We start from the raw sequence: 11,846 nt of genomic DNA on the forward strand, positions 1-11,846 counted from the left end.
AGCCGGCCACGCTTAAGGTAACCGGCTTTTTTTACGGAATATTTTAGCTGCTTTTTACACAGTAATAAGCGTTTTACTACACGTAAATCGCCGTCAGCGAGGCGCTGCCCAGGCTATGAAAATGGACATTAAAGCCCACCATCGCGCCGCTGGCCTCTTCATCTACCTCAATTCGTTCCACATCCAGCGCATACACGGTGAAAATATAGCGGTGGGATTCGCCTTTCGGCGGAGCCGCACCGCCGTAGCCCGCGTTGCCGAAATCGGTGCGCGTCTGCACGGCACCTTCCGGCAACGCCGCCTGGCCCGAACCCGACCCCTGGGGCAGCACCAGCGTATCCGCCGGTAAATTCGCCACCACCCAGTGCCACCAGCCGGAACCGGTCGGCGCGTCGGGATCGTAACAGGTCACCACAAAACTTTTGGTGCCCGGCGGGACGTCATCCCATGCCAGGTGCGGCGAAATATTATCGCCTTCGTATCCCATGCCGTTAAACACGTGGCGGAGCGGGAGCTTATCGCCATCCGTAATGTCCCGACTGAATAATTTCATAGGGGATTCCTTAAGCGTTTTGAATGAAATTTCACTTCACGAAGTGTAGTGCATTCGGCCCGAGATCAGCGAAACAGCGTCGGGTCATTAACAGCTTTCACCACGGCGGCAGTTAACCGACTCAACTGTTCGGGGTCAATCACATACGGCGGCATCAGGTAAATCAATCGGCCAAACGGCCTGATCCACACTCCATGTTCGACAAAGAACTTCTGGAGCCGCGCCATATCAACCGGGGAGCGGGTCTCCACCACGCCAATTGCGCCCAGAATTCGCACATCCGCCACCTGCGGCGATTCCCGACAGGGGGCCAGCTCCGCGTTTAACTGCGCTTCAATTGCAGCGACCTGGCCGCGCCATGCGCCAGTTTCCAGGATTGCCAGGCTTTCTGCGGCTACCGCGCAGGCCAGCGGGTTGCCCATAAACGTCGGGCCGTGCATAAAACAGCCTGCCGCGCCGTCGCTGATGGTGTTGGCGACGTGGCGTGTAGTGAGCGTGGCGGAGAGCGTCATGGTGCCGCCGGTAATGGCTTTACCGAGGCATAAAATATCCGGCGCGATACCCGCATGTTCACAGGCGAACAGTTTGCCGCTGCGGCCAAAGCCGGTGGCGATCTCATCGGCAATCAGCAGAATGCCTTCCCGGTCGCACATCTTGCGGATGCGCCGCAGCCATTCAGGATGGTAAAAGCGCATTCCGCCCGCGCCCTGAACGATCGGCTCAACGATAATGGCGGCGATGTCGTGGCGATGGGCCGCCATCAGCCGGGCGAACGGGGCGATATCCCGCTCGTCGAATTCCCCGTCGAAACGGCTGGATGGCGCCGGGGCAAACAGGTTTTCCGGCAGGTAGCCCTTCCACAAACTGTGCATTGAATTATCGGGATCGCACACCGACATCGCACCGAATGTGTCGCCATGATAGCCGTGGCGGAAGGTCAGAAAACGCTGGCGCGGCTCACCTTTTGCGTGCCAGTACTGCAACGCCATTTTCATCGCCACTTCTACCGCCACCGAACCGGAATCCGCCAGGAATACGCACTCCAGCGCGGCAGGCGTCATCTCAACCAGCTTGCGGCACAGCGCAATGGCGGAAGGATGCGTGATGCCGCCGAACATCACGTGCGACATCTGGTCAATCTGGCGCTTCATCGCCGCGTTCAGACGCGGATGGTTGTAGCCGTGGATCGCCGCCCACCAGGATGACATGCCGTCCACAAGCCGATCGCCGCTCACCAGTTCCAGCTCGCATCCGTCGGCCCGCACCACCGGATACACCGGCAGCGGCTGGGTCATCGAGGTGTACGGATGCCAAATATGCTGTTGGTCAAAGGCGAGGTCCTGTTGCGTTATCATGACTTGTAAACCATTTTAAAAAGAATTAGGTTTACGAGTATAAACCGAACCGATAAGAAGCAACACCCTTTTGGAGAAGCAACATGGCTGATTCCCCTCGCTGGACACTGTCGCAAGTCACTGCATTATTTGAGAAACCGCTCCTCGATCTGCTGTTCGACGCGCAGACCGTCCACCGTCAGCACTTTGATCCGCGCCAGGTGCAGGTCAGTACGCTGCTGTCGATCAAAACCGGGGCCTGCCCGGAAGATTGCAAATATTGCCCGCAAAGCTCGCGCTACAAAACCGGCCTGGAAGCCGAAAAACTGATGGAAGTGGAACAAGTGCTGGACTCTGCGCGCAAAGCCAAAGCCGCGGGATCGACCCGTTTTTGCATGGGCGCGGCCTGGAAAAACCCCCACGAGCGCGATATGACGTATCTGGAGCAAATGGTGCAGGGCGTGAAATCGATGGGCCTGGAAGCCTGTATGACGCTCGGTACGCTGTCGGAGACGCAGGCACAGCGCCTGGCCTCGGCGGGGCTGGATTACTACAACCACAACCTCGATACCTCGCCGGAGTTTTACGGCAACATCATCACCACCCGCAGCTATCAGGAACGTCTGAATACCCTGAATAAAGTGCGTGACGCCGGGATTAAAGTCTGTTCCGGCGGCATCGTCGGGCTGGGAGAAACTGTCACCGATCGCGCCGGGTTATTACTGCAACTGGCGAATCTGCCCACCCCGCCGGAAAGCGTGCCAATCAACATGCTGGTGAAGGTGAAAGGTACGCCGCTGGCGGACAACGACGACGTCGACGCGTTTGACTTTATCCGCACCATCGCGGTGGCGCGCATCATGATGCCGACCTCGTTTGTGCGTCTTTCCGCCGGGCGCGAGCAGATGAACGAGCAGACCCAGGCGATGTGCTTTATGGCGGGCGCCAACTCGATTTTCTACGGCTGCAAACTGCTGACCACGCCGAACCCGGAAGAGGACAAAGACCTGCAACTGTTCCGCAAACTGGGCATCAACCCGGAGCAAACGGCGGTGCTGTTGGGGGATAACGAGCAGCAACAGCGGCTGGAAGCGCGGCTCCAGACGCCGGATACCGATGTTTACTACAACGCGGCGGCGGTATGAGCTGGCAACAGCGCATCGCAGCCGCCCTCGACGAACGCCGGGCGGCGAACGCCTTTCGCACCCGCATGGTAGGGGAAAGCGACGTCACGGGGTTTATCCACCAGGGGCAGCGTTACCACAATTTTTCCGGTAACGACTATCTGGGACTAAGCCGCCATCCGGCACTCGTTGAGGCTTGGCGGCAGGGCGCGCAACGCTACGGCGTGGGCAGCGGCGGCTCCGGGCACGTGACCGGTTTTCATCAGGCGCACCACCAGCTGGAACAAACCCTGGCGGCGTGGCTGGGCTATCCGCGCGCGCTGTTGTTTATCTCTGGATTTTCGGCAAACCAGGCGGTGATTAGCGCGTTAATGCAAAAAGAGGACCGCATCGTCGCCGATCGGCTAAGCCACGCTTCGCTACTGGAAGCCGCCAGCTTTAGCCCGGCGGACCTGCGCCGTTTTCACCACAATGATGTTACTTCCCTGCAAACGTTGCTGGGCAAACTGCCTGGCGGCCAGCAACTGGTGGTCACGGAAGGCGTATTCAGTATGGATGGCGACCGCGCGCCGCTGGCGGAAATCGCGGCGGCAAAACGCAACGCGCTGTTGATGGTGGATGACGCCCACGGTATTGGCGTGGTGGGCGAGGCCGGGCGCGGTAGCTGTGCGGCGGCGAACGTCAAACCGGATATTCTGGTGGTGACCTTTAGCAAAGCCTTTGGCCTGAGCGGCGCGGCGGTGTTGTGCAGTGACGATCTGGCGGACTATTTATTGCAGTTCGCCCGCCACCTGATTTACAGCACCGCGATGCCCCCCGCCCAGGCGCATGCGCTGCAAACTGCGGTGGCGGTGATCCAGCAGGCGGATGCGCAGCGCGCCACGCTTTATCGCCATATCGCGCATTTTCGCCGTGAGATGGCGGCCATTCCGCTCCGGTTAGCCGATTCTGATACGGCTATTCAGCCTATTATCGTTGGCGATAATCAACGCACCCTGCAACTTGCCGCCAGCCTGCGCGAACGCGGTTTGTGGGTGACGGCCATTCGCCCGCCGACGGTGCCGGCAGGCAGTGCCCGGCTACGTATTACCCTGACGGCGGCCCATTCCGAAAGCGATATCGACACACTGCTGGAGGCGCTCCATGACATCACTCGTGAATAAAACTGCCGTCGCCGCCGCCTTTAGCCGCGCTGCCGCGCATTATGACAAGCATGCAGCGTTTCAACGGGAAAGCGGCGAACGGCTCATGGGTTTGCTGGATCAGGCATCGTTTGCTCAGGTGCTTGATGCCGGGTGCGGCACCGGCTATTTCAGCCGCTACTGGCAGCAACGGGGCAGTTGCGTGACGGCGCTGGATCTGTCTGAGGAGATGCTGCGTACCGCCCAGGGGAATCAGGCGGCGCAGCGTTATCTCCAGGGAGATATTGAAAACCTGCCGCTGGCGTCAGAAAGCGTCGATTTAGCCTGGAGCAACCTGGCGGTGCAGTGGTGCAGTGAGCTGGCACAGGGCCTTCGCGAGCTGTGGCGCGTGACGCGCCCCGGCGGACGCATCGCCTTTACCACGTTGGTCGCCGGATCGCTAGACGAGCTACACCAGGCGTGGCGCGGCGTGGATGATGCCTGCCATGCAAATGCTTTCTTACCCGTTGACGCGGTGCTGGACGCCTGTGCGCTGTTCCCACTGCACTGGCAGCAAAGCCCGCTAACGCTGCATTTTGCCGACCCGCTCAGCGCCATGCAGTCCCTGAAGGGCATCGGCGCGACCCATCTGCATCATGGGCGTGAAAGCCGGGTATTGACCCGCAGCCAGTTGCAGCAACTGGCGCTGGCCTGGCCCCAGCAGGGCGGGCGTTTTCCGCTCACCTATCAACTTTTTTGTGGAGTAATACGCCGTGAGTAAACGCTGGTTCGTCACCGGAACCGACACCGAAGTGGGCAAAACTGTCGCCAGTTGCGCATTATTGCAAGCAGCCAACCGGGTGGGCTACCGCAGCGCCGGGTTTAAGCCTGTGGCGTCGGGCAGCGACATTACCCCTGAGGGCGTGCGCAACAGCGATGCGCTGGCGCTGCAGCGCAACAGTTCACTGGAGTTGGAGTATGACGAAGTCAATCCCTACGTGTTTGAGGAACCGACGTCGCCGCATCTGGTAAGCCGTTCTACGGGCGTGGCGATTGAACGCGCGGTGATGTCGCAAGGGCTGGCAGGGCTGGAGCAGCAAGCCGACTGGGTGCAAGTTGAAGGCGCGGGCGGCTGGTTTACCCCGCTCGGCGAAACCTGGACTTTTGCCGACTGGGTGGTAGAAGAACAGCTGCCAGTGATCCTGGTGGTGGGCGTTAAATTGGGCTGCATCAATCACGCCATGCTGACTGCGGCTGCCGTGCAAGCTGCCGGGTTACGTTTAGCGGGCTGGATCGCCAACGACGTGACGCCGCCCGGCGCGCGTCATCAGGATTATTTAGCCTCGCTACAGGCGCGTATTCCTGCGCCGCTGCTCGGCGAAATTCCCTGGCTTAACGACCCGTTTATCCAGGAGACAGGCCGTTTTCTGGATATTTCCCTGCTCGATTAACAGTGAATCAAGGGCAGCAGACGCGGGTTATCGAGTTGCGCCACGCTGCCCTGCGCCACGCTTCTCCCCTTGTGCAGCAGGCAAAAACGCTCGGCCACGCGGCGGATAAACGACATCCGCTGCTCTACCATCAAAATCGACAGGCCGAACTCGCGGTTTAGCCGCAGCAACACATCCCCCAGTTTGTGAATAAACCCGGCGCTGTTACCGCGCGTGGGTTCATCCAGAATTAATAATGTCGGCTGGATCACCAGCGCATTGGCCAGCGCCAGCCGCTGCTGGTTCTCATCGCTCAGCGCCGCGCCGCGCGTGTGGCGCAGCGGATACAGTTCGGGAAACAGCGTAAAGGTTGATTCAGGGATCGTTCCGGGGTTCTCTCCGGCGGCGCGCAGAGCGATGAGCAGGTTCTCTTCCACCGTTAGCCCGGAAAAAATCCGCCGGTCGTGAGGCACGTAGCCGATGCCCAGCGCGGCGCGCATATCGGCGCTGGCGTCAGTGAGCTGTTGCGGCGCAAATCCGGCATGCCGCCAGACGATAGTGCCGCTCTGGACCGGCAGATGACCCGTAATGCAGTTTAGCAACGTGGTTTTTCCCATCCCCTGTGCGCCGGTAATGCAGATGCACTCCCCGGGGAGCATCTCCAGATCCACATTCCATAAAACATGGCGTTCGCCATAAAACTGATTCACTGAATGCAAACTCAACATAAGCGCTCCTGGGTTGTACCGCGACGGATTCAGGGATACTGCAATTCCTCTGCCAGTGCGGCTGCGGAAGAACAGCGAGAGGCAAAATTAAGAATAAACTCACACATTCGGCGTATTCCTGCGCTTGCGGGTAATAACGCAAGATAGCGCTGCACTTTAACAGTGCTTTAACATTCTCCGCTGGTGCAGCGGTGCGGCCAGTAGCAGTACGGTTGCGCAACGGATCCGCCAGGCATGCCAGGTTTGGCAAAAAACCACCAAAATTAGCGATAAATTTTTTTTTACCCAACCGGCACACCAAAAGCAGGGTTTCTCCTGGGCGGCGAGGCTTCAGGGCTGCACCCACTTATCCACTATTCCTGTGGATAACCTTGTGCATTAGAGTTAGAAAACTGGTGGGAAGCGAGAGAATACGCGGGTTGCGCATGAATTGGCGCGAAAGGCGGCTGATAAAAATTTAGTTTATTTTACAACAGATTATATAAAATCAATGGTTGTCAAAAAAGTGTAACGGGTTGCCACAAAACTTTCATTACCTTGCTTGACAAATGTTAAAAAACCGGTTCGTTTGGGGATAACCGGACATTACGCATCAATATATCCTATTTGTACTTTTCCCCGCGGATGACCGCAAAATTTTAGTGTTATTTCAAGTGTATCCTGCACTGTGTTTTTATCCAGTCTTTTGCGTTGGCAAATTGACCGTGAGGGAGTAAAATTATCCATTCCCCCCGCAACGCGCCAGGTATCTAATGAGCAAACCGTTCAAACTCAATTCCGCTTTTACGCCCTCCGGTGACCAGCCAGAGGCGATCCGCTGTCTGAAAGAGGGGCTTGAGGATGGCCTTGCCCATCAAACGCTGCTGGGGGTAACCGGCTCGGGGAAAACGTTCACCGTGGCGAATGTCATTGCCGATTTGCAGCGCCCGACCATGGTGCTGGCGCCCAACAAAACGCTGGCGGCACAGCTGTATGGCGAGATGAAAGAGTTCTTCCCGGATAACGCCGTAGAGTATTTCGTCTCGTACTACGATTACTACCAGCCTGAAGCCTACGTGCCGAGCTCAGACACCTTTATCGAGAAAGACGCCTCGGTGAACGAACACATTGAGCAGATGCGTTTATCCGCCACCAAAGCGCTGTTAGAGCGCCGGGACGTGGTGGTGGTGGCATCGGTGTCCGCTATCTACGGTCTGGGCGACCCGGATCTGTATCTCAAGATGATGCTGCACCTCACCAACGGCATGATTATCGACCAGCGCGCCATTCTGCGCCGCCTGGCGGAGTTGCAGTACACCCGCAACGATCAGGCGTTCCAGCGCGGCACCTTCCGGGTGCGTGGCGAAGTGATCGACATCTTCCCGGCAGAATCGGATGACGTGGCGCTGCGCGTGGAGCTGTTCGATGAAGAAGTCGAGCGCCTGTCGCTGTTCGATCCGCTCACCGGGCAGGTTGAAGGGGTGATCCCGCGCTTTACTATCTACCCAAAAACCCACTACGTCACGCCGCGCGAGCGCATTGTGCAGGCGATGGAAGAGATCAAAGTGGAACTGGCCGATCGCCGCAAGGTGCTGCTGGCCAACAATAAGCTGCTGGAAGAGCAGCGCCTGACCCAGCGTACCCAGTTCGATTTAGAAATGATGAACGAGCTGGGCTACTGCTCCGGCATCGAGAACTACTCGCGCTATCTGTCCGGGCGCGGTCCGGGCGAAGCGCCGCCGACCCTGTTTGACTACCTGCCTGCCGACGGCCTGCTGGTGGTGGACGAATCCCACGTCACGATCCCGCAAATCGGCGGGATGTACCGCGGTGACCGAGCGCGTAAAGAAACGCTGGTAGAGTACGGCTTCCGACTGCCGTCGGCGCTGGATAACCGGCCGATGAAATTTGAAGAATTCGAAGCCCTGGCCCCGCAAACCATCTATGTCTCGGCCACGCCGGGCAATTATGAACTGGAAAAATCCGGCAGCGAGATTATTGACCAGGTGGTGCGCCCGACCGGGCTGCTCGATCCGGTTATCGAAGTGCGTCCGGTGGCGACCCAAGTGGACGATCTGCTGTCGGAAATCCGCAAGCGCGCCGCCATCAACGAGCGCGTACTGGTCACCACGCTGACTAAACGCATGGCGGAAGACCTTACCGAGTATCTCGAAGAGCACGGCGAAAAGGTGCGCTACCTGCACTCGGATATCGATACCGTGGAGCGTATGGAAATCATCCGCGACCTGCGTCTGGGCGAGTTTGACGTGCTGGTGGGCATCAACTTACTGCGTGAGGGCCTGGATATGCCGGAAGTGTCGCTGGTGGCGATTCTGGATGCCGATAAAGAGGGCTTCCTGCGTTCCGAGCGTTCGCTTATCCAGACCATTGGCCGCGCGGCGCGTAACGTTAACGGCAAGGCGATCCTGTACGGCGACAAGATCACCCCGTCAATGGCGAAAGCCATTGGCGAGACCGAGCGCCGTCGCGAGAAGCAGCAACGCTATAACGAAGAAAATGGCATTGTGCCGCAGGGGCTTAACAAGAAAGTGGTGGATATTCTGTCTCTGGGCAGCGGTCTCGCCAAAACCCGCAGTAAAGGGCGTGGTAAAACCCGCAGTGCTGCTGAGGTTGAAGCCGCGGAACTGGCGCTTACGCCAAAAGCGCTCCAGCAGAAAATCCATCAGCTGGAAGCACAGATGCTGCAACATGCGCAGAATCTGGAATTCGAAGAGGCTGCCGCAATCCGCGACCAGTTGCACCAGCTGCGCGAACTGTTTATCGCCGCCTCCTGATAAGCCGGTTTATCCCATCTTCTGGACAACTTTATCCAGTGCCGCCCGCAGCAAATGCCTGTCGTGGCGGTAGGGGATATCTTCCGCTTCCAGCGGCTCCTGAATAACCACCTTATCTGTTAGCCCGGAAATATCGACTTTCGGGCCAACGACCACCGCATCCACCAGTGGTTTCCCGACGTAACGTTCCATAATGGCCAGTTTTTCCGGTATCGACAGTTGCGCAGCGGGAACGCTCAGTTCACGGGCTAAATTGCCGATATACACCACCGGGGCGGGGGTGCGTCTCAGCGCCTGGGCGAGATCGGGCAGTAACAGCAGCGGCATCAGGCTGGTGTAAAAGCTGCCGGGCCCCATCAGGATCAAATCCGCTTCACCAATCGCCTGTAACGCCTCGCGGGTTGCCGGGGCGGTGGGGTAGAGCGACAATTGCTGCGGCGGCTCGCGCAGTTGATCAATATTCACTTCACCATAAACATCATGCCCATCGGCGTCGGTCGCCATTAAATCCACCGGTTGCTCAGACATGGGGATTAAAAACGCGTCTACTTTCAACAGGTTTCTTATTAAATTAATCGCTTCTAAGGGCCTGACGCTTAAGTGATCTAACGCCTTTAACATCAAATTTCCGAGGTTATGACCGGATAATTCTCCGTTACCGCCAAAACGGTATTCAAACATGGCGGAAGCAACGCTCGGCTCGGTAATTAACTGGTTTAAACAATTGCGCATATCGCCCCAGGCTATACCCCCTTCGGAGCGGCGGATACGGCCGGTCGATCCCCCGTTGTCGGTAGTGGTGACGATGCCGGTCAGGCGTGAACCCAGGGAGGAAAGCGAAGACATCACACGGCCTAAACCATGCCCGCCGCCGAGCGCCACCACCCGGTCCAAATCCGCTAAGGTGCGATTACGCATAGATGTTCCTTCATTCTGTTGATAAGCAATACGTTAGCTCAATCCATAAAAAAGACGAACCTTGCGGATTAAAATGATGCATGTCAAAACAAAACCGTCAGTTTTACGTATTCTGTAACGAAATCGCAGAATAACATCGTTATATACAATTTTATACAGCGAAATTGAACATGGCAGGGGCGTTTAATCCACGCTACTATGCCATTAACCCGCTTCATAATGTGAAGCATACACTCAAGCCTCTTTGCCTACGTCGATGATATGGCAGTTTGGCCGTGACAAACGTCACCAGGGTGCAGAAAGAAATGCCTGCATCTCCCGTATCTGGAAAGGTGTACATGGTCTCTCAACTTACCGATGCCTTCGCGCGTAAGTTTTTTTACTTACGTTTGTCGATTACCGATGTGTGTAACTTCCGTTGCACCTACTGCCTGCCGGATGGCTACAAACCTGCCGGGCACACCAATAAAAGCTTCCTCAGTGTGGAAGAGATCCGCCGCGTGGCGCGCGCGTTCGCCAATATGGGCACCGAGAAAGTGCGCCTGACCGGCGGTGAACCGTCTTTACGCCGCGACTTCACTGACATCATCGCCGCTATCCGTGAAAACGATAATATTCGCCAGATTGCCGTGACCACTAACGGCTACCGGTTAGCGCGCGACGTCGCCGCCTGGCGCGATGCCGGGCTAACGGCAATCAACGTCAGCGTAGACAGCCTTGACGCCCGCCAGTTTCACGCCATCACCGGCCAGGATAAATTCCATCAGGTGATGGAAGGCATCGACGCCGCCTTTGACGCGGGTTTCAGCAAAGTTAAAGTGAATACCGTGCTGATGCGCGACGTAAATCACCATCAGCTCGACACCTTCCTCAACTGGATCCAACCGCGCCCCATCCAATTACGCTTTATCGAGCTGATGGAAACCGGCGAGGGCAGCGACCTGTTCAGAAAACACCATATCTCCGGCATGACGTTGCGCGAAGAGCTGTTAAAACGCGGATGGATCCACCAGATCCGCCAGCGCAGCGACGGCCCGGCCCAGGTGTTCTGCCACCCGGATTACGCGGGCGAAATTGGCCTGATCATGCCCTACGAGAAAGATTTCTGCGCCAGCTGCAACCGGCTGCGCGTCTCGTCGCTGGGTAAACTGCACTTATGCCTGTTTGGCGAAGGCGGCGTGGATCTGCGTGATTTGCTGGAAGAAGATAACCAGCAGGCGGCGCTGGAAGCCCGTATCGCCGAGGCGCTGCACCATAAAAAACAGACGCATTTCCTGCATCAGGGAAATACCGGGATCACTCAGAATCTGTCATATATCGGCGGCTAAGCCGGTCTTCAGGAGAACACTATGAGCCAGGTGAGCGCAGAATTCATTGCGACGCGTATCGCTATTCTTACCGTTTCCAGCCGTCGCGGCGAAGAGGACGATACTTCGGGCCACTATTTACGCGATGCGGCACACGATGCCGGGCACCATATCGTGGATAAAGCGATTGTTAAAGAGAACCGCTACGCCATCAGAGCCCAGGTTTCCGCCTGGATTGCCGATGACAATGTGCAGGTGGTGCTGATTAATGGTGGTACTGGTTTTACCGACGGCGACCAGGTGCCGGAAGCGCTGCTGCCGTTGTTCGATCGCGAAGTGGAAGGCTATGGCGAACTGTTCCGGATGCTCTCCTTTGAAGAGATCGGCACTGCAATGATGCAGTCCCGCGCGGTGGCGGGCATCGCTAACCGCACGCTGATTTTCGCGATGCCGGGTTCAACGCGCGCCTGCCAGACCGCCTGGGAACATATTATCGCCGGCCAGCTGGACGCCCGTAACCGCCCCTGCAACTTCCATCCTCATTTGAAGAAATAACC

Annotated in this window: 11 protein-coding genes and 1 riboswitch; of the genes, 7 read left to right on the forward strand and 4 right to left on the reverse strand. The window is 57.5% G+C overall.

The window, feature by feature from the left end; translation table 11 throughout:
• Positions 1-76 precede the first annotated feature (76 nt).
• Both ACVV26_RS07815 and bioA read right to left on the reverse strand, forming a co-directional pair.
• Positions 77-553, reverse strand: coding sequence for a kinase inhibitor (locus ACVV26_RS07815; protein WP_474800835.1), 477 nt, complete (start codon positions 551-553; stop codon positions 77-79).
• Between the two features lie 65 nt (positions 554-618).
• Positions 619-1,908 carry an adenosylmethionine--8-amino-7-oxononanoate transaminase gene (gene bioA / locus ACVV26_RS07820; protein ID WP_474800836.1) on the reverse strand — a complete coding sequence of 430 codons (1,290 nt, stop codon included), beginning with the start codon at positions 1,906-1,908 and terminating at the stop codon, positions 619-621.
• Positions 1,909-1,991: 83 nt separating this feature from the next.
• Here bioA and bioB point away from each other — a divergent pair, with 83 nt between their 5' ends.
• The 4 genes from bioB to bioD are packed head-to-tail and all read left to right on the forward strand — an operon-like array spanning position 1,992 to position 5,583.
• Positions 1,992-3,032 (forward strand): biotin synthase BioB, encoded by a 1,041-nt coding sequence (bioB, locus tag ACVV26_RS07825; protein ID WP_474800837.1) that lies wholly within the window; start codon positions 1,992-1,994, stop codon positions 3,030-3,032.
• Positions 3,029-4,174 (forward strand): 8-amino-7-oxononanoate synthase, encoded by a 1,146-nt coding sequence (gene bioF / locus ACVV26_RS07830; protein ID WP_474800838.1) that lies wholly within the window; start codon positions 3,029-3,031, stop codon positions 4,172-4,174. Before bioB ends, bioF begins: the two co-directional genes overlap by 4 nt.
• The gene (gene bioC, locus ACVV26_RS07835; RefSeq protein ID WP_474800839.1) at positions 4,155-4,913 is read left to right on the forward strand and encodes a malonyl-ACP O-methyltransferase BioC; all 759 of its coding nucleotides are present in this window, start codon (positions 4,155-4,157) and stop codon (positions 4,911-4,913) included. The genes bioF and bioC overlap by 20 nt, the downstream gene beginning before the upstream one ends.
• Complete coding sequence (gene bioD, locus ACVV26_RS07840) at positions 4,906-5,583, forward strand: dethiobiotin synthase (RefSeq protein ID WP_474800841.1); 678 nt, start codon at positions 4,906-4,908, stop codon at positions 5,581-5,583. Before bioC ends, bioD begins: the two co-directional genes overlap by 8 nt.
• On the opposite strand, the gene ACVV26_RS07845 is transcribed toward bioD, so the two are convergent.
• Entirely contained in the window at positions 5,580-6,290 is a 711-nt protein-coding gene (locus ACVV26_RS07845) for an ABC transporter ATP-binding protein (protein ID WP_474800842.1), read from the reverse strand. The genes bioD and ACVV26_RS07845 overlap by 4 nt on opposite strands.
• Positions 6,291-7,042: 752 nt before the next feature.
• Here ACVV26_RS07845 and uvrB point away from each other — a divergent pair.
• On the forward strand, positions 7,043-9,064 hold the full coding sequence (uvrB, locus tag ACVV26_RS07850) for an excinuclease ABC subunit UvrB (RefSeq protein WP_474800843.1): 2,022 nt from the start codon (positions 7,043-7,045) through the stop codon (positions 9,062-9,064).
• 9 nt (positions 9,065-9,073) lie between these two features.
• On the opposite strand, the gene yvcK is transcribed toward uvrB, so the two are convergent.
• On the reverse strand, positions 9,074-9,982 hold the full coding sequence (gene yvcK / locus ACVV26_RS07855) for a uridine diphosphate-N-acetylglucosamine-binding protein YvcK (protein ID WP_474800845.1): 909 nt from the start codon (positions 9,980-9,982) through the stop codon (positions 9,074-9,076).
• A gap of 219 nt (positions 9,983-10,201) precedes the next feature.
• Positions 10,202-10,333, forward strand: a riboswitch (molybdenum cofactor riboswitch).
• Here yvcK and moaA point away from each other — a divergent pair.
• Entirely contained in the window at positions 10,321-11,310 is a 990-nt protein-coding gene (gene moaA, locus ACVV26_RS07860) for a GTP 3',8-cyclase MoaA (protein WP_474800846.1), read from the forward strand. (Overlaps the previous riboswitch by 13 nt.)
• Positions 11,311-11,331: 21 nt before the next feature.
• Positions 11,332-11,844, forward strand: a complete 513-nt coding sequence (moaB, locus tag ACVV26_RS07865; RefSeq protein ID WP_474800848.1) for a molybdenum cofactor biosynthesis protein B — start codon at positions 11,332-11,334, stop codon at positions 11,842-11,844.
• Positions 11,845-11,846: the final 2 nt, after the last annotated feature.

Source organism: Atlantibacter sp. MEI4A-1023 (assembly GCF_056155425.1).